The organism is Cyanobium sp. WKJ7-Wakatipu (genome assembly GCF_024345355.1).
Taxonomy (GTDB): domain Bacteria; phylum Cyanobacteriota; class Cyanobacteriia; order PCC-6307; family Cyanobiaceae; genus Cyanobium_A; species Cyanobium_A usitatum.
The window spans coordinates 148,111-165,562 of the sequence record NZ_JAGQAY010000005.1; the positions used below are offsets into that span (position 1 = coordinate 148,111).

Sequence of the window (17,452 nt, forward strand, 5' to 3'; positions counted from 1 at the left end):
ATCGACTGGGGTGAGGAGGGCGGCCTAGGGGGAAGTAGACCCGGCGGCTGGTGCCCCAGGGGATCCTGGCTGGTGCGGCGGCCCCTGCCAACGGCGCAGGTTGCCGAGCTCGTAGCCGAGCACGTCAAAGACGCGGATCACCAGAAAATCCACCATGTCTTCGATCGATTGGGGTTGGTGATACCAGGCAGGCACCGGCGGGGCGATGCGGGCACCAGCCTCGGCCAAGGCCGTGAGGTTGCGGAGGTGCACCAGGCTCCAGGGGGTTTCCCTCGGGCAGATCACAAGGGGGCGACCCTCCTTGAGGTGAACATCGGCGGCCCGCTCCACGAGATCCAGTGCTACCCCAGAAGCGATGCGCCCCACGGTTCCCATGGAGGCCGGCAGGATCACCATGCCGCGGGTTTTGAAGCTGCCACTGGCAATGCCAGCGGCCTGGTCGTTCCAGCGGTGGCAGCGCAGCTGCCCGGTGCTGACAGCGGTGCGTTCCCGCCAAAAGGCTTCCTGGGCATCAGGTTCTGAGGGCACCCTCAGTCCCAGTTCGGCCTGCCAGACGCCAATGGCTCCTCGCGAGGTGACCAGCTCCACCGCTTCTCCGGCCTCCAGCAGCAATTGCAGGGCCCGCTGGGCGAGGGGCTGGGCAGAGGCGCCAGAAACGGCCAGCACCACCGGCCCCGTTCCGGAGCTGGTTCCGGATGGCCGAACCATGGCTCAGACCTCGCTCAGCACCGCGATGGGCGCGAAGGGGTCGATCTCGTCATGGTCCTGGTTTTGGTACTGGTTTTGGTCCTGGTTTTGGGGATAGGAGTCGGCCGTCTCGCTCTCGTAGCCCTCGGGCAGCACCACGGCCAGGTCGATCTGGTGGCGCAGGGCATCCACCTTCTGGATCTCCACCTGCACCTGGTCACCCAGCATGTATGTGCGACGGTTTTTGCGTCCCACCAGCCGGTTTTGGCGGGAGCGGTACTCGTACCAGTCGTCCTTAAGGGAGCTGACGTGCACCAGGCCTTCCACCTGGGAAGGGGGCACCTCCACGAAGAAGCCGTAGCTCTGCACACCGCTGATTACCCCAGGAAGCACCTGCCCCACTAAGGGCTCGGCTTGGCGGGCCTGCAGCATGGCCAGCAGGTCGGCCTGTAGTTCAGATAAAAAGCGGCGCCGGCCATTGAGACGCTGCACCAGCCCATGCTCCTGCACTTCCAGGTAGGGAGTGAGCTGGCTAGGGGCCAGCAGCGGCCAGTCGATGGCGCCGTGGCAGGCATCCGATGCCAGATCGACGGTGGTTTTGTGGCGCACACTGGGGCGGTCCTTGCCCTCGGTGAGCAGCAGTACCAGCAGTTGCTGGTTCCAGAGGTCGGCGTAGTGCAGGGTTGGGCAGCACCAGGGGGCTAGGGCCGCCCCCTCTTCCAGCAGGCCGGCCAGGGCATGGGGTCCGGGGCTGGTGCTGAGCTGGATCGGTTTGAGGATGGCCTGCAGTTGCTGCTGCAGGGCCCGGCTGCGGTCGGTGCCAGCGAAGGCGGCGGCCAATTCAGCCGCACTGGCATTGCCCTCTTCGCTCAGCTCCAGCGGGATGTCGAGGGCCAGAGCAGCCCGGGCAACGTCGTTGAGGTCGCTGGGGTCCGCCAGGGCATTGGTGGCATATATCGCCGGCAGTTCCAAAGTTGCCAGGTGCTGGCCTAGGGCCTGATCGGCTAGCAGCACCGCTTCGCGCATCAGGGCCAAGGGATGGTGGGGCTCCAGGCTCACAAGCCAGCCAGCTAGGGCGCTGTCGGGGCCGGGCACAGCCAGATCTCCCAGGCTGTCGATGGCGGGCAGGGGCAGGTTGAGGTCGAGGGATCCTGCCGCTTGCCGCCTTTGGCGCAGCAGGCCAGTGACAGCGATGAGCTGCTCCAGCAGGCCCAGCTGCTCCTTCAGCCCCTTGAGCGCTGCTGGCACGGTGCGGCTCTTGGGTTTGCGCTCCGCCAGGGCATTTAGTGCTTCCAAACCGACTGCCGCCACGGGATTGATCTGGCTGCGGCTAAAGCGGTAGTGCTCAAGGCTGCCGTCAGCGCCCAGCTCCAGGGCCACCGACAGGGCTTCCTGCACCTCTCCGACCTTGAAGGAACTGGCCTTGGCCAGGGCTGGACTCAGCAGCGGTAGCCACTGGTTTCCGGTGCAGTAAGCGTCAGCCTGGTTGCGAAGCCAGGTGTCCAGGGTGCTGCCGGCGCTGAAGCGCTCTGCGATGGCCGGGGTGTGCACCCACAGGGTCCAGCCGCCGTCGCGCTCCTCAATGCCCAGGGCTGGCAGAGCGGGGGCTTCCTTGCCGCTCCATGGTTCAAGCAGCAGGGTGGCTTGGGCCGTGAGGTCGATGCGCTCCTTGGCGGCCAGGGTTTTGAGGGTTGCCCGTGGTGGCTGGGGGCGGCTGTGGAGCCGGTGCTTGGTCAGCAGCAGGTCTAGGTCGGCTGCTTCCCCCCCGTTTACAGGCAGGCTGCGCGCCACGTGACCCTGAGGGGCAAATTGCCCCACCGGATAGCGGTCCACCAGCACTTCCACCACCGATGCCTGTTCGCCATCGAGATGGGCGGCGTCGCCAGCCGGCAGCTCCACCGCCGTTAGCAGGCGGTCGTCTAGGGGGGTGGCCACCAGACGCTCATCCTGCTGCTCGACCTGGGCCAGCAGCGAGGTGGTGTGGCGCTCAAGAACGCACTGCACCCCGCCCTCGGGTGAGCGGCGACGGCCGCCTTCGCGGGTCACCTTGACCAGCACTCGGTCGCCATTCCAGGCGTGGTTGAGCTGGTGATCGCGGATGTAGATGTCTTCGCCGCCGTCTTCGCGCAGGGCAAAGCAAAAGCCTTTGCTGGAGCAACGCAGCCGTGCTGCGATCAGTTCAGGGTCTTCGCGGCGGGCGACGCCGTCCTCACTGACCTCCAGCAGGCCAAGGCGGCTGAGCCCGTCGAGGCCGATCTGAAGCTGCTGCTTTTCAGCTTTTTGGCTGATGCCCAGGGCTTTTTCCAGCTTTGTCAGCGGCAGGGCTTCCTGGGCGGGCAGCTGGTCGAGCAGGTCGGCGACCGTGAACTTCATCGATGGGAGGGCTGGTTGGCAGGGGGCCGCCCCGGAGAACCCGGGGTGCAGGGGCGGTGGCTGGACTGAAGCCGGTTGATGGCGGACTGGACTCGGAGCGATGCCCACGGCCGCCAAGGCCTTCATTTGCTGATATTAATCAGCTGACGATTCTTCGGCTTCCGGGCTGCTCGATCGCTGGATCAGGCGTGCGCCGATCACCAGAAAGCCAACCGAGGCTGCCAGCTGCAGGGCATTGGTGGGGATCACGGCGGATAGGGAGCCGCCTGCGGCTGCGCCCAGCAGGCTGGCCAGCACCAGGGCAGCGGAACTGCCAGCAAACACCGCTCCAGGGCGGGTTGAGGTGCCACTGATGGTCACGATGGCCAGCTGGGTTTTGTCTCCCAGCTCAGCCAAAAACACTGTGGCGAAGGTGGAAGCGAGCAGGGCGAAGGGCATGGCGTAGCGCTGCGGTTAGGAGAGGGGAAGGTCGGAGGGGCTGGGAACCAGGCCCAATACGGCTTGCCGGCCCAGCCACAGGCCCAGGGCCACCATCAGGATTCCCGCCAGGCGCTCCAACTGCTGTGGCGGCATCACCTTGGCCAGCCAGCGGCCCAGTAACACCCCCACCAGGCTGGAGCTAATGAGGGCCAGGGAGGCGCCAACAAACACGACAACTGGCCTGCCTGATTGGGCAGAGAGCAGGAGGGCGGCGAGCTGGGTCTTGTCCCCAAGCTCAGCCAGGAAGACCGTGGTGAAGGTGGTCAGGAAGGCGGCACCCCAACTGCCTGCCCGGTTGGCGCTTGGATCGGGTTCGCTGCTCATAAACGCTTCCGTATGGCACGCCTAAAGCGCTTCATTACCCTGCCACGGCCTCCGTATTCACTGCGGATCTGTTGCAGGCAGCAGCCAATAGCCAGGCGGTCGCCGGCGCCTGGATCGTCAACCGTGCCAAACAGCTGCACCAGGTTGGCCACGTTGCAGAAGTCAGGTCGGTCCGCATAGATGCGGCAAATACGCGCGCCGGTGTTGAAGTTGATGCACCAGCCATCGGGGCCAACCATGGCCAGATACTGCTCCTGCTGCTCTGGGCTAAGCGCCTCGATTGCTTCCTGACGCAGACTGGGATCCAGCCGACAGCAGGCTCCGCAGCCGCTGATGCATCCCCAATGGGCCCGATCGTCCCTGGCCATCCCCCTGCAGCGATTAACTCCATTCAGCCACAGCTCAAGGCTTTACTGCCGCTGTGACAAGCCGTCACAGAGCCTGCCGGCAGTCATGGGCCGCTGGGATCGACCCCTAACCTGTGTCCACAGCGACTACTGCTCTGCGGCAGCAATCTCCATGGGTATCGACTTCCACCTGATCGCCAATTTTGCCGCCCTGGCGCTGATCACCCTGGCTGGTCCTGCCGTGATCTTCGTGCTCTTCTACCGCCGCGGCGCACTCTGATCGCCACTTCGGCCGAGGTTCCAGAGGGCGTGATAAATCGGCTCAGGCTGGATCTGGCGGCCCACATAGGCACCCACCACGGCGCTCAGCAGGATGCCGAAGAGCCACTGCTGATCCCCTGCCATGCGCAGGGCAAACAGCACCGTCATCAGGGGCAACTGGGTAGCCCCGGCTAGGGCTGCCGCCATACCTAGGGCTAGGCCAAGCTCGCTGCTGTCCCCAAGCAGCTCCAGGCTGCCGCTGCCAAACAGGGCCCCAATGGCGAAGGCTGGATCAATCAGGCCCCCGGGTATTCCCGCTGCCAAGGCCAAAATCGGTGCCACCAATCGGGCTGCCACCACCAGCAGCCAGCCGATCACGCTGAGGGGCGAGCCGGGCACCGGCAAGCTGCCGCGACCTTCAAGCAGCTGAGCCATCAGGGCTTCGCCATCACCACCGCTCCAGCCACCGCTGGCCACGGCGATCAGGCCAAGGGCCACTCCCAGCCCCAGCCCCCAGGCCAGGGGCCGTTGTCGTACTCGCTGCCGCAGCAGGGCCGAACTCCGCCAGAGGATGCGGCTGAACAGGCCGCCCAGCAGGCCGCCACCCACCCCGACCGGCAGGGCCCATAGCAGTTGCTGCCATTCCGGCTGGGTGGTCTGAACCATGCCCAGGGTGAAAAGTGGTGTGCCAGCGAGATTGCTCACCAGGGCTGCTGCTGAGCAGACCACTACTGCCGGCCACAGCACGGCTGTTTGGAAGCGTCCGGTGAGTTCTTCCACCACAAACACAGCTCCCATCAGCGGGCTGTTAAAGCCCCCCGCTAGGCCGGCGCCGGCGCCGATTGCCATCAGACTCTGGGTGCTGAGTTTGGCCAGCAAGCGGGGGAAGCGTTGCCGCAGGGCGTAGGCCACTGCCGCTCCCAACTGCACCACGGGCCCCTCGCGGCCGAGGGGCATCAGGGCCAGGCTGGCCGCCGTCCAGAGGCAGAGCCGCGCCACGGTGGCGAAGGGTGCCATCAAAGCAGCGGCCTGCTCGGGATTCTCGAGGCTCTCGATTGTTTGGGGTATGCCCGAGCCCGAACCCCGGCCCCAGGGGCCGGCCTGAAGCCAAAGCAGGGCTGGCATCACCAGCACCGGCGCCAGGGCTATCGCCAGGCCCTGCAGCGTCCAGGCCCCGCCGGCAAAGTTGGGCAAGCGCTGCAGCAGCAGCTCCTGGGCGTGGTCCACCAGATTCAGGGGCCAGCAAGCCAAGCCCACCAGCAGCCCTAAAAGCAGGAGCTGCAACAGGAAGTGGAGCTGGCCGCGGTTTAGGGGTAAGGACATCTCAGGCGACCAGGCCCAAGGCCAGGGCAGCATCCTGCATCAGGCCTCGTACGTAGGGGTGGTCGTGGCTGGCGCCCTCGGCGCTTGTGAGTTCGTCGCCGGCCGCATTGCGCACCACCAGCCCAGCCCCCTCGCGGCGACACCAGTAGGTGCGGTTGTGGTGCTGCAACACCACCTCACCACCATCAACGGCTCCACCAGCACTGGCTCGCAAGCCCACCAGCTCCAGCTGTAGCCGCTCCTCCCCCTGCCAGGAGTCGAGCCGCAGGCGGTAGGCCACATCCAGCAAGGCCGGCAGGTTGGTTTCACCCTGCCAGCGCCAGCCCATGGCGCGCAGGCTCGCCTCGCCCTGGCGCAGCTCCAGTTGCAGGTGGCCGCCGCGCAACAGCTTCTGGGTCGCAACCTGGCAGCCCTGGCTCCAGAACACGGGCTGGGGGTGGCCGATGCCGAAGGGCTCGAGCCGTTGCAGCTGGCGGTAAAAGCTGCGGTTGATCTGCTCGAAGCTGAGCAGGGCTTCCGGTTCTACCGGGGTGCCATGGCCTGCCTGCTGCAGCCAGGTTTGGGCCAGTTGGTTGAGTTGCTCGTGCAGGGCTGCCACCTGCTCGGCGCGCACGGTGAAGCCCCCGGCGGCGGGGTGGCCGCCGAAGCGCTCCAGCAGGGACGCGCACTGCTGCAGGGCCCCGTCCACCGCAAAGCCCCGGGGAGCCCGCACAGAGGCCCGCAGGCGGCCGTTGCCCTCGCCAGCGAGCAGGGCGGCGGGCAGGCCGAAGCGCTCCACCAGCCGGGCGGCCACGATGCCGATCACGCCGTGGTGCCAGTGGTTCTGGGCCAGCAGCAGGAAGGCCGGGCGCTGGGGACCATCGGCCTCGAGCAGGGCCAGGGCCTCCGCTTCGATGGCGGTGCAGAGGTCGCGGCGTTGGCGGTTGAGCGCCTCGCAATCGCGGGCCAGGGCAAGCGCCCGGCTTGGATCTTCGGTGGTGAGCAACTCCACCACCAGCTGGGGATCACCAAGCCGGCCGACGGCGTTGATCCGCGGCGCGATCTGGAAGCCCACCGCCTGGGCATCGAGGGGCGTCTCGTCGAGGCCAGCTAGCTGTTGCAGGGCCTGGAGCCCCACCAGGGGGCTGCGGCCCAGCTCGGGCAGGCCATCGATCAGCCAGCGCCGGTTTACCCCCACCAGCGGAGCCATGTCGGCGATCGTGCCGATACAAAACAGATTGAGAGCAATCTGCTGGCCGTCGGTGTGCCGCAGGCTTTGGCAGAGCGCCGCCGCCAGCACATAGGCCAGTCCAACCCCCGCCAGGCCCCGATAGGGGGATCCGGGCGGGGTGCGCTGGGGATGGAGCAGGGCCAGGTGCGGTGGCAGCGGATCGGGAATCGTGTGGTGGTCCGTGAGGATCGCTTCGACGCCAAGGGCTTTGGCCCGCTCCAGGGCCTCAAGGGCAGACACCCCGTTGTCGACGGTCACCAGCAGGGCGACCCCCTGCTCCGCCAGCTTCTCCACCATGGCGGCGTTGAGGCCGTAGCCTTCATCCATGCGGCTGGGGATCGCCGCGATCGGCCTGGCGCCAAGGCGCTGCAGCACCCCCACCAGCAAGGCCGTGCTGGTCATCCCGTCGGCGTCGTAGTCGCCGCAGATCGCCACCGCTTCCCCCTGGCTGCAGGCGCGCTTCAGCCGCGCGACGGCCTTGGCCAGGTCGGGGAAGTGACGCCCGGCAGCCGGTGCCGCCTCCGGATCCAGCAGGGCGGCGATGGCCTCCGGGCTAGTGAAGCCCCGGCGGCTGAGCAGTGCCAGCAGTGGTTCGGGCAGGGGATCGCTGGCCGGCGCTGCCTGCAGGGCGCCAGGCGCCAATGGAGCGGGCAGGTGCCAGCGTTGCTCTTGGAGGGCTGGCAGCAACTACTTAACAACCGGTACCAAGTCATTGTGCGGGACCTGCTGCTAGGCCGCATCCCCCAGAAGCGATGAGCCCTAGCCTGATAAGTCCTGGTGCGAGCAGCTGATGGCCCTGCAAGCCCTGCTCTGGGATGTCGACGGCACCCTGGCGGAGACCGAGCGGGATGGCCATCGCTTGGCCTTCAACCGGGCCTTTGCCGACGTTGGTGTGCCCCTGCATTGGGATGCCGCCCGCTATGGCGAGCTGCTGGCCATCAGCGGTGGCGGGGAGCGGATCACTGCTGCTCTCGCGGAGCTGCTGGGGGAGCCGCCGCCGCCCGAGATGGTCGCTGAGCTGCAGGCCCGCAAGCAACACCATTACGGAGCTCTGGTGGCCGCCGGCGAGCTGCGGCTACGCCCCGGGGTGGCCGAGCTGATCGCTGCTGCTGGAGCAGCTGGCCTGAGCCAGGTGATCGTGACCACCAGCGCTCGCGCCGCGGTGGCGGCCCTGGCGGAGCACTTGCTGGGGGGGCTCTGCCAGCATTTCGCCTTCTGGGTGTGCGGTGAAGATGTGGCCCGCAAGAAGCCCGATCCGGAGGCCTACCGGCTGGCCCTGCAGCAGCTGGGCTGCCCCGCCAGCACGGCTCTGGCCCTGGAAGATTCCGGCAACGGACTTGCGGCCGCCGCCAGCGCCGGACTGGCCTGCCTGCTCACCCTTAGTCACTATGGCAGTGCGGAACCGCCGCAGCGCTTTGCGCGGGCGCGGGCGGTGGTGGATCAGTTGGGCGCCGGGGCGGCCGTGCTGCGGGGGCCCGCTTGTCAAGGCGGGCAGATCACGCTCTCCTATGTCCAGGCTTTGCTGGAGGATTCGCCAACGTGACGCGTTCGAACCTGCAGCCCACCCGCTTCAATCGGGCTATCGAGCGGCTAGGAGCCCAGCTGCTGGGCAATCTGCGAGGCAATTGGCGCCTCCGCAGCAGCGTGGTTTTGGCCCTGCTGCTGGGCTTCTACGCCGGCAGCAACCTCACGGCATACGTGCTGCTGGAGATGCCCGGTGGGCGCCCGATGGCGGTGCTCACAATGGTGCTGCTGGTGGAGCTGGTCGTGCGCTTGCGCGGCCGTTTGGTTCGAGCCACGCCCGGACTCGGCTGGGTGCTGGTCGACAACCTGCGCATTGGCATGGTGTACGCAGTGGTTATTGAGGCCTTCAAGCTCGGCACCTGATGGATTCCCAGCTAGATCGCAGGTTTGTGCAACCCCTGCTGGCCCAGTTGCAGCTGCTGGGCCGCAGGGGCCAGCGCGCGGTGCTGGCCCTCAATGGGCCGGTGGGTGCTGGTAAATCCACCATGGCTCGAGTGCTGCAGCAACGGGCCGCCGGCCTAGGGCTGGGGCTGGCGGTGGCCTCAATCGACGACTTTTACCTGCCCTGGGAGCAGCGGCAACGTGCGCTTGAAGGCAACCCTTTTGGCGTATCCCGGGTGCCGCCGGGCTGTCATGACGTGACCCTGGCTCTGGATTGTCTCGACGCCTGGCAGGCCGGCGGCGCCCTGCGCCTGCCTCGCTTTGACAAGACCCTGCGGGGTGGCCTGGGTGACCGCTCTGCTGAGGAGCTGGTGGAAGCGGAGGTGTTGCTGCTGGAGGGCTGGCTGCTCGGTTGCCGCTCGCTGGGGAGTGAATCCCTTGCCACTATTCAGCCCCCGGCCGGGCTCAACCCCGAGGAGCTGGCCTGGCTGCCCCACTGGGACCTAGCTCTTGAGGCTTATCAGCCGCTTTGGCAGCGCTGCGCCCAGCTATGGCTGCTGCGTCCCCAAAGCTGGCAATCACCGCGCCGTTGGCGCCTGCAGGCGGAAGCGAAACAGCGCCGCCGCGGCGATGCCTGGTTGCCGGCGACTGAGCTGGATCGCGTGGTGCGCGCCAGCCTTTGTTCCCTGCCCCCATCCCTCTATCAGGATCCCCTGCTTGATCTAGCCAGTGGCTACGCCGTGCTGGACAGCCGCCGTCGCTGGACTGGCGGCAGCTGCGTTAGCTCAGAGTCGTAATTGAGGATTTGGGACGATCAGCTTTCGCCGTCGTCGCCCTCCTCATCCACCGGATAAATGAAGCCCTGGGCCTTGCCGCTCAGCACCGCCTTACCGATGGAGAGAGCTTTCTGAGCTGCCACAGCCGCCTTGCCCTTCCAGGTGGCATGGCGCTGATTGCGCTTGCCCTGGGAAGTTTTCTTCTTAGGAACAGCCATCCTGGCCCACTACATCAAACCAAGATCTTCCGTTGTCGCCTGGCCTTTCGTCAAATCGCTAAGCTCAGTGCAAAGAAAGAACCTAGTGAGCGACAGCATTTCTCCAATTGGGCAATCCATGCGGTTGAACGGACTATCGACTCGCGACCCCGCTCCCTCCTACAGCCAGTTGCTGAAGGATCTGCGGGCGGGCAAGGTCAAGGATCTGGAGTTGTCGTTGCGGCAGCGGGAGGTGCGGGTGCGCTTCGACGACGGACGCCAGGCCACGGTGCCGGTATTCAGTAATGACCAGCTGCTTTTGCGCACCGCCGAGCAGGCGAAGGTGCCCCTCAACGTGCGCGATGACCGGGCTGATGGCGCTACGGCTGGTCTGGTGGCTAACGGCTTGTTGGTGCTGTTGCTGTTGGCTGGACTAGCCCTCCTGATCCGTCGCTCGGCCCAGGTGGCCAATCGGGCCATGGGCTTCGGCAGCAGTAAGCCCCGGTTGCAGGAGGAGGGCGGCGTGGCGGTGCGATTTGAGGATGTGGCCGGTATCGGTGAGGCCAAGGAGGAGCTGCAGGAGGTGGTCACCTTCTTGAAGGAGCCAGAACGCTTCACCGCTGTGGGCGCCAAGATCCCCAAGGGTGTGTTGCTGGTGGGGCCACCAGGCACTGGCAAAACCCTTTTGGCCCGAGCCATTGCCGGCGAGGCCGGCGTGCCGTTTTTCTCGATGGCCGCTTCCGAATTCGTTGAGATGTTCGTGGGGGTTGGTGCCAGTCGGGTGCGAGACCTATTCCGCAAGGCCAAAGCCAAAGCGCCCTGCATCATTTTCATCGACGAAGTAGATGCGGTCGGTCGCCAGCGAGGTGCTGGTATCGGTGGCGGCAACGATGAGCGGGAGCAGACCCTCAACCAGCTGCTCACCGAGATGGATGGTTTCGCGGATAACTCCGGCGTAATTCTGCTGGCGGCCACAAACCGACCTGATGTGCTCGATAGCGCCTTGATGCGGCCCGGTCGTTTTGACCGCCGCATCACCATTGACTTGCCAGATCGCCGCGGCCGTGAGGCGATCCTTGCGGTCCATGCCCGTAGCCGCCCCCTGGCTGGGGCGGTGTCGCTTTCGGCCTGGGCCAGCCGCACCCCGGGTTTTTCTGGGGCCGATCTAGCCAACCTCCTCAACGAGGCAGCCATCCTCACGGCACGCCATCACCAGAGCGAGATCGACGACGGCGCCCTAGCCGGTGCCCTCGAACGCATCACCATGGGCCTGACGGCGGCACCGCTGCAGGACAGTGCCAAAAAGCGGTTGATTGGCTATCACGAGGTGGGCCATGCCCTACTCACCACCTTGGTGCCGAAGGCCGATCCCCTCGACAAGGTGACCCTGCTGCCGCGCTCAGGCGGAGTTGGCGGCTTTGCCCGAATGATGCCGGACGAGGAGATCCTCGACTCCGGGTTGATTAGCAAGGCCTACCTGCAATCCAGGCTTGTGGTTGCTTTGGGTGGCCGTGCAGCTGAGCTGGTTGTTTTTGGTCCCGCTGAGGTAACCCAAGGTGCCAGTGGTGATCTGGATATGGTCACCCGCATCTGCAGGGAGATGGTGACTCGCTACGGCTTCTCCAGTCTTGGCCCGGTGGCCTTGGAGGGGGATGGGGCTGAGGTTTTCCTCGGCCGCGACTGGTTGCGTTCCGAGCCGCCCTATTCGCGAGAAACCGGCAATCGCATCGATGGCCTGGTGCGCGAACTGGCTAGCTCAGCCCTCGACCAGGCCGTGGCCTTGCTGCAGCCACGCCGCGCCCTAATGGATGAGCTGGTCGAAATGCTGATCCGAGATGAAACCATCGAGGGTGAGGCTTTCAGATCGGTGGTGACAAGCCATGATGCGGCCCATCCGCAGCCGGCTGGCTCAGCCGTTGCCCTGCAGGCCCCCGGAAAAGCGGATGTCGAGGCTGCGCAAGTAGGTGTGTAGCGCCGCATCCTGAATCGGCAGCAACCGGGACATCCGCTCGCTGCTGTTGACATGGGCGTGCCAGTAGCCCGGCGGTGTGATGAAGGCCCCACCGGACTGCCAGTCGATGCGTCGGGGATTGGCGATGGCGCCGCTGGTATCGAGCTCCGTGCCCACCAGGGTGTAACAGCCCGGGTCGCAATCGATGATTAGATCAAGGGCAACCGACTGGTGGCGGTGCGGTGGCTGGATGGCGCCAGCAGGCACCACTCCGAGCATGGCCCAAAGGGTGTGGGTCACGGTGCGACTTTGGGGCAGATCGCTGTTAGCCAGCAGCAGGCTCAGCCGGTTGCTGCGAGCAGAGCTGGGATCGGCGAGTAGCTGATCTAGTTCGCGCTGCAGCATGGCGGCGGGGTAGTGGGTTGGCTCGAAGCGGGCGGTGCTGGCCTCGACGCCGAGGTGGCTGAGCAGGGGGCCGTCGTGCACCCAGTAAAGAACGCTGGTGGCCTTTGCAGTTAGCAGGGGGGGCTCGCCAGCCGGCAATACAAAAAGATCTCCAGCGCTCCAGTCAAGCTGCGGCGTGCCAGCACGCTTGAGGCTGCCCGATCCGTGCAGCACATAAAACAGCAAGCTGGTGGCGTTCGCCGCTGCCTTGAGGCCTTCACCCGCTTCGATGCGCACAAAGTTGGCCGCTAGGCCAGGGCTGGTGGCCGGGGCGCTACAGCCGAGCTCGTTGCTGAGATCGAGAGGCACAACCGCCGTGGGCCCTGACTGGTGCAGGGCTGGGTCCCATTGGCGCAGGGGGATAGGTTCGGTTAGCCCTGCTCGCACCGGATTGGCAGCCTGGCGGTAGTCGAACAGCTCTGCCTTGGCTTGCCACTGGGCAGAGCCGGTAGTGGGGATCGACTGGATCGAGGCCTGGGTCATTGCTCTGGCTCCTCGCGGGATCTGAACACTATTAGGAGTTGGCTCGAGCCCGGAGGCTTCGGTCAGCCGCCGGCCACGGCGGGAACAATCGAAACCTCATCGCCGTCGCTGAGGCTGGTGGCCTGGTTGTCGAGGAAGCGGATGTCCTCACTGTTTACGTAGACGTTGAGGAAGCGGCGCAATTTGCCGGCCTCATCGCACAACCGACCCTTAATCCCTGGATAGCGGCCCTCGAGGGCATCGATCAGGCCATCCACGCTGGATGCATCTAGATCCACGCTGGCCTCGTCGTTGGTGAATTTCTGCAGGGGGGTGGGGATCAGAACCTGAACTGCCATGGCGGGGATTGGAGGGGCGTGGGGAATGGTTGGGGTGATCAGTGCTACTGGTGATCAGTGCTGGTGGGAGGCTTGCGCTTTTGCCCAGGCCGCTTTGAAGCTGTCGAGCTGGGCCTCAATCAGGTAGGGCTCACCGATGGAGGAGGCGATCGCCTCAGTCGTCTTGAGACCGTTGCCGGTGATGTAAGCCACGGTGGTTTCTTCAGGATTGATCTTGCCCTGCTCCACCAGCTTCTTCAGCACTGCGATGGTGGTACCGCCTGCCGTTTCGGTGAAAACGCCCTCGGTTTCAGCCAGCAGCTTGATGCCCTCGATGATCTCGTGGTCGCTGACGGCGGCGATGCTGCCGTTGGTCTTCTTGGCGATGTCGATGGCGTAGGGGCCGTCAGCCGGGTTGCCGATGGCAATCGACTTGGCGATCGTGTTGGGCTTCACCGGAGTGATGAAGTCCCGGCCTGCCTCGAAAGCCTGGGCGATCGGGGAGCAGCCCTCGGCCTGGGCGCCGCTGAAGCGCACGTGCTTCTCCTCTACCAGCCCCACCTTGATGAACTCGTCAAAACCCTTGCGAATCTTGGTAAACAGGGAGCCCGAGGCCAGGGGCGCCACGATGTGGTCTGGCAATTGCCAGCCCAGCTGCTCGATCACCTCGTAGCCCAGGGTTTTTGAGCCCTCGGAGTAATAGGGGCGCAGGTTGATGTTGACGAAGCCCCAGCCGAAGGTGTTGGCCACCTCGGAGCAGAGGCGATTCACCTGGTCGTAGTTGCCATGCACCGCCATCAAGGTGGGGTTGTAGATCAAGGTGCCCAGCACCTTGCCCAATTCCAGATCGCTGGGGATGAACACGCAGCAGTCGAGGCCGGCGTGGGCGGCGATGGCGGCGGTGGAGTTGGCCAGGTTGCCAGTGGAGGCGCAACTCACCGTGGTGAAGCCCAGCTCCCGGGCGCGGGTGAGGGCCACACTCACCACCCGGTCCTTAAACGAGAGAGTCGGCATGTTGACGCCGTCGTTCTTGATGTAGAGGCTCTTGAGGCCGAGTCTCTTGGCCAGGTTGCCGGCTTTGAGCAGTGGCGTAAAGCCCGTGCCTACATCAATTGGATCGCCTTCAATCGGCAGGAATTCGCGGTAGCGCCAGATAGAAGCGGGCCCGGCCTCGATCGTGGCCCGGCTAACCCGATTTTTGATGGCCTCGTAGTCGTAGACAACTTCGAGCGGTCCGAAGCAGACGTCTTCGCAGACGTGGCGAGCGCTCGCTTCGTAGGGATGGCCGCATTCCTTGCAGCGCAATCCGGTGAAGGTGGAGCGGGAGAGGGTGGCAGTCACAGTCACGCTCAGGATTGATAGGAAGTTAGCAGCGGTGGAACCGGGACTTCTTAATATCCGATCTTGGAACTCGGGTATTGCCTCTTCCTTCTGGGCCCCTTGACCTGGGGGGTTCACTTCTTAGCCTCCGATGGTGACAGCACCCTCCCCGCGCTTCTCCGCTGAAAGCCTCTTCGGTGCTCTGCGCTGGCTGGCCGCCCTAGCCCTGCTGTTCGGCTTGCTGCTCTTGATTGCCAGGCTCGGCATTGAGAGGCTCTGGTTTGCCCAGTTCGGGGCTGAGATGGTGGTGATGCGCCGCTGGCTGCTCCAGCTGCTGGGCTTCGCCGTTGTGATGGGCCTGGGTGTTCCTCTTCAGCTGCAACAGCTGAATCGCTGCTGGCGTCTGCGTCAGCAGGCAGCCAGCAAAGAACTGCCCAAATCCCCCCTAGTTGTGCTCGGGCAGAGGCGGCTGCTGCTCGTTCTTGGAGTCTTGCTTTTGCTGCTGGCGGCAGGACTCACCTATCTGATGGTGCAGGCCAGGGACCTCATTGCCGCTCCCTTCAGTGGCCAGGTGATCACAGGCATTCCCGTGTTGGCCGATCTCAGGCCTCTGGTCGTGGTGGCCCTGGCGGCGGGGCTGCTGGTGCCGTTGCTGCTTTGGCCCCTCACCACTCTGCGGATCAGCTTGGCCACGGCCCTGGCCGGCTCTGCCACGGCGCTGGCTCGGGGTTGGAGCCTCTGGCTGCCTGCTCTCCTGGCGGTGCCTTTCCACGAGGTCGACCCAGTTACGGGATTTGATCTGCGCTTTACCGTGCTGCAGCTGCCGGCGTTGCATCTGCTGATCAGTGTGGTGATGGCCCAGGCCGTTGTTGGCCTGGCTGGCTGTCTCTGGCTGACCTGCACAGAGGGCACGAGCCTCTCGGAGCTCCGCTTTCCAGGACTCAGCTCCCTGCAGCAGCGAGTGCTGCAGCCCCAGTTTGCGGTGCTGGCTCTGATGGCGGCCTTCAGCAATGCTCTCTCGCCCTTCGATCTGATGGTGCAGGGCAGCGGGGTGGCCTCGGGAGCGGGATTTGTGGATCTGCATGTGCGCCTGCCCCTGCGTCTGCTGTTCAGCGGGCTGCTCCTACTCACGGCCCTTGGGCTGCTGGTGCCGCTGCCCAAGGGGTGGCTGCGTCGTGGTGCCCTAATTCCGCTGGCGTTAACGGCCCTGGCCGTGCCGATCACCGAGTGGATTGTGGCTCCCCTGGTGCAGAGGTTCTTGGTGCAGCCGCGGGAGTTGGTCCTTGAATCCCCCTATCTGGCGCGGTCCATTGCGGCCACGCGGCAGGCGTTCGGCCTTGAATCCGTTCAGACGCGCACCCTCCAGCCCCGCCAAAACCTCACCGCCGTCGATCTGGCGCAAGCGCCGGGCACCCTGGCCAACATCCGCTTGTGGGACAGCAAGCCCCTGCTGGAGGCCAACCGCCAACTCCAACAGCTACGCCTCTACTACCGCTTTCCCTCCGCGGCCGTCGATCGCTATCCCCTGGGCAGCGATCCGGCCCGCCAGGGCTCCCAGATGGTGTTTATCGCTGCCCGTGAACTCGATACTGGAGCCCTACCTAAGGACTCCCGCACCTGGTTGAACCGCCATCTGGTTTTCACCCATGGCTACGGCTTCACCGTCAGTCCCGTGAATGCCTTCGGTCCCGACGGGCTGCCGCTGTATTTCGTCAAGGACCTGGGGCGGAGCGGCAGGGTGCAGGGCATCCCCCAACTGGGCCTGCCTGACTCCACCGTGCGCCAGGCTCTGCCTGTGGGACGGCCCCGCCTGTATTTCGGCTCGGCCAAGGCGCCCTATGTGATTGCCCCCACCAAGGTGCGGGAGTTCGACTACTCCGAGGGGGAGCTGAACATCTATTCCCACTACGGCGGTGCCGGGGGCGTGGCCATTTACGGTCCCCTGGAGCGTCTGATGGCAGCGGCCTATCTGCCAGAGCCGCGGCTGTTGTTCACGGGGTCTTTGCAGCCAAATTCGCGGCTGCTGCTCCGCCGCCAGGTAAGTGAGCGCCTTGCAGCTCTGGCGCCGTTTCTGCGCTTCGAGAGCCAGCCCTACCTCGTCACGGCCAGGGTCCCGTCCACCCCCGGCTACGACCCCGATCAGCACCAGTACTGGCTGCTCGATGGTTTCACCAACAGTCGCAGCTACCCCTACAGCGATGCCAACCCCTCCGGTATTCGTTATTTACGCAATCCGGTGAAGGCCGTGGTTGACGCCCATAGCGGCAAGGTTTGGCTCTATGTAAATGATCCCAGTGATCCGATCCAGCGCACCTGGCAGAAAGCGTTCCCTGAGCTGTTCAGACCGCTCTCAGCCATGCCGAAGTCGCTGCTGGCCCACATTCAGGTGCCTCAAAGCCAGTTTCAGGTGCAGGCCGAACGGCTGCTGCGTTACCACGTAACCGATGTGCGCACCTTCTACAGCGGAGATGACGTCTGGTCGGTGCCGCTGGAGATCTACGGATCCTCGAATACGCCGGTGCGCCCGTATCACGTGACGGTGCAGCTGCCGGGAGAAAGCAAGCCGGAATTTGTTTTGCTGCTCCCCTTCTCGCCCTTGAAGCGTCCCAACATGGTGGGTTGGTTGGCTGTCCGCAACGACCCCCCCAACTACGGCCAGCAGCTGCTGGTTCGCTTCCCCCAGCAGCGTCTACTTCTGGGGCCGCAGCAGATCTCCTCACTGATCGAGCAGGATCCCGCCATCAGCTATCAGTTCGGCCTTTGGAACCGGGCTGGCTCCAGCGTGATCCACGGCAATCTGCTCGTGCTGCCGGTGGGTCGGGGGCTGTTGTATGTGGAGCCCATCTACCTGCAGAGCAAGAACAACAACCTGCCCACGCTGGTGCGGGTGGTGGTGACGGACGGCACCAACTTCGTGATGGAGCGCAATCTTCAGGATGCCCTGGCCAAGCTCGTGAGCAGCAAGAATGGGGTGGTAGCTGGCCGCTCACTGACCCTGGCCGGTACTGCTGGCCGGCGCCAATAAAAAAGGGGCCCCGTGTGGGGCCCCTGGAA

General features: G+C 65.2%; 17 protein-coding genes. 6 read left to right on the forward strand and 11 right to left on the reverse strand.

Going from position 1 to position 17,452, the window contains the following annotated elements; all coding sequences use genetic code 11:
- Window positions 1-24: 24 nt before the first annotated feature.
- The 5 genes from KBY83_RS05130 to KBY83_RS05150 all read right to left on the reverse strand — a co-directional run bounded on the left by KBY83_RS05130 (window position 25) and on the right by KBY83_RS05150 (window position 4,232).
- Window positions 25-708, reverse strand: coding sequence for a flavin prenyltransferase UbiX (locus KBY83_RS05130; RefSeq protein ID WP_255018591.1), 684 nt, complete (start codon window positions 706-708; stop codon window positions 25-27).
- A 3-nt stretch (window positions 709-711) separates the two neighbouring features.
- A complete protein-coding gene (locus KBY83_RS05135; protein ID WP_255018592.1) occupies window positions 712-3,060 on the reverse strand; it encodes an RNB domain-containing ribonuclease in 2,349 nt (782 codons plus the stop codon).
- A 135-nt stretch (window positions 3,061-3,195) separates the two neighbouring features.
- Window positions 3,196-3,498 carry a TMEM165/GDT1 family protein gene (locus tag KBY83_RS05140; RefSeq protein ID WP_106501567.1) on the reverse strand — a complete coding sequence of 101 codons (303 nt, stop codon included), beginning with the start codon at window positions 3,496-3,498 and terminating at the stop codon, window positions 3,196-3,198.
- A gap of 15 nt (window positions 3,499-3,513) precedes the next feature.
- Window positions 3,514-3,864 carry a TMEM165/GDT1 family protein gene (locus KBY83_RS05145; RefSeq protein WP_106501568.1) on the reverse strand — a complete coding sequence of 117 codons (351 nt, stop codon included), beginning with the start codon at window positions 3,862-3,864 and terminating at the stop codon, window positions 3,514-3,516.
- Window positions 3,861-4,232, reverse strand: coding sequence for a YkgJ family cysteine cluster protein (locus tag KBY83_RS05150; RefSeq protein ID WP_255018594.1), 372 nt, complete (start codon window positions 4,230-4,232; stop codon window positions 3,861-3,863). The genes KBY83_RS05145 and KBY83_RS05150 overlap by 4 nt, the downstream gene beginning before the upstream one ends.
- A gap of 85 nt (window positions 4,233-4,317) precedes the next feature.
- On the opposite strand from KBY83_RS05150, the gene psb30 reads away from it, so the two are divergent.
- Window positions 4,318-4,491: a photosystem II reaction center protein Ycf12/Psb30 gene (gene psb30, locus KBY83_RS05155; protein WP_255018595.1), complete on the forward strand. Its 174-nt coding sequence runs from the start codon at window positions 4,318-4,320 to the stop codon at window positions 4,489-4,491.
- On the opposite strand, the gene KBY83_RS05160 is transcribed toward psb30, so the two are convergent.
- Window positions 4,470-5,795 (reverse strand): chloride channel protein, encoded by a 1,326-nt coding sequence (locus KBY83_RS05160; RefSeq protein ID WP_255018596.1) that lies wholly within the window; start codon window positions 5,793-5,795, stop codon window positions 4,470-4,472. The two genes, psb30 and KBY83_RS05160, sit on opposite strands and share 22 nt — an antisense overlap.
- Before the next feature lies 1 nt (window position 5,796).
- Window positions 5,797-7,692: a single-stranded-DNA-specific exonuclease RecJ gene (gene recJ, locus KBY83_RS05165; protein ID WP_255018597.1), complete on the reverse strand. Its 1,896-nt coding sequence runs from the start codon at window positions 7,690-7,692 to the stop codon at window positions 5,797-5,799.
- Window positions 7,693-7,795: 103 nt separating this feature from the next.
- Between recJ and KBY83_RS05170 the strand changes: the two genes are divergently transcribed.
- From KBY83_RS05170 to KBY83_RS05180, 3 genes are read left to right on the forward strand one after another with little or no spacing between them, the layout of a single operon-like run.
- On the forward strand, window positions 7,796-8,548 hold the full coding sequence (locus tag KBY83_RS05170; RefSeq protein WP_255018598.1) for an HAD-IA family hydrolase: 753 nt from the start codon (window positions 7,796-7,798) through the stop codon (window positions 8,546-8,548).
- The gene (locus KBY83_RS05175; RefSeq protein ID WP_255018599.1) at window positions 8,545-8,892 is read left to right on the forward strand and encodes a DUF565 domain-containing protein; all 348 of its coding nucleotides are present in this window, start codon (window positions 8,545-8,547) and stop codon (window positions 8,890-8,892) included. Before KBY83_RS05170 ends, KBY83_RS05175 begins: the two co-directional genes overlap by 4 nt.
- The gene (locus tag KBY83_RS05180) at window positions 8,892-9,707 is read left to right on the forward strand and encodes a hypothetical protein (RefSeq protein ID WP_255018600.1); all 816 of its coding nucleotides are present in this window, start codon (window positions 8,892-8,894) and stop codon (window positions 9,705-9,707) included. The genes KBY83_RS05175 and KBY83_RS05180 overlap by 1 nt, the downstream gene beginning before the upstream one ends.
- 17 nt (window positions 9,708-9,724) lie before the next feature.
- Here KBY83_RS05180 and KBY83_RS05185 read toward each other — a convergent pair whose 3' ends face one another.
- The gene (locus KBY83_RS05185; RefSeq protein WP_106501574.1) at window positions 9,725-9,904 is read right to left on the reverse strand and encodes a 50S ribosomal protein L32; all 180 of its coding nucleotides are present in this window, start codon (window positions 9,902-9,904) and stop codon (window positions 9,725-9,727) included.
- A 118-nt stretch (window positions 9,905-10,022) separates the two neighbouring features.
- On the opposite strand from KBY83_RS05185, the gene ftsH reads away from it, so the two are divergent.
- Entirely contained in the window at window positions 10,023-11,855 is a 1,833-nt protein-coding gene (gene ftsH / locus KBY83_RS05190) for an ATP-dependent zinc metalloprotease FtsH (RefSeq protein ID WP_255018601.1), read from the forward strand.
- Here ftsH and KBY83_RS05195 read toward each other — a convergent pair.
- From KBY83_RS05195 to thrC, 3 genes are all read right to left on the reverse strand, one after another.
- Window positions 11,793-12,761, reverse strand: coding sequence for a cupin (locus tag KBY83_RS05195; RefSeq protein WP_255018602.1), 969 nt, complete (start codon window positions 12,759-12,761; stop codon window positions 11,793-11,795). The genes ftsH and KBY83_RS05195 overlap by 63 nt on opposite strands.
- Window positions 12,762-12,823: 62 nt before the next feature.
- On the reverse strand, window positions 12,824-13,099 hold the full coding sequence (locus tag KBY83_RS05200; protein ID WP_106501577.1) for a MoaD/ThiS family protein: 276 nt from the start codon (window positions 13,097-13,099) through the stop codon (window positions 12,824-12,826).
- Between the two features lie 54 nt (window positions 13,100-13,153).
- Window positions 13,154-14,419, reverse strand: a complete 1,266-nt coding sequence (gene thrC, locus KBY83_RS05205) for a threonine synthase (RefSeq protein WP_255018603.1) — start codon at window positions 14,417-14,419, stop codon at window positions 13,154-13,156.
- Window positions 14,420-14,549: 130 nt separating this feature from the next.
- Between thrC and KBY83_RS05210 the strand changes: the two genes are divergently transcribed.
- On the forward strand, window positions 14,550-17,423 hold the full coding sequence (locus tag KBY83_RS05210; RefSeq protein ID WP_255018604.1) for a UPF0182 family protein: 2,874 nt from the start codon (window positions 14,550-14,552) through the stop codon (window positions 17,421-17,423).
- Window positions 17,424-17,452: the final 29 nt, after the last annotated feature.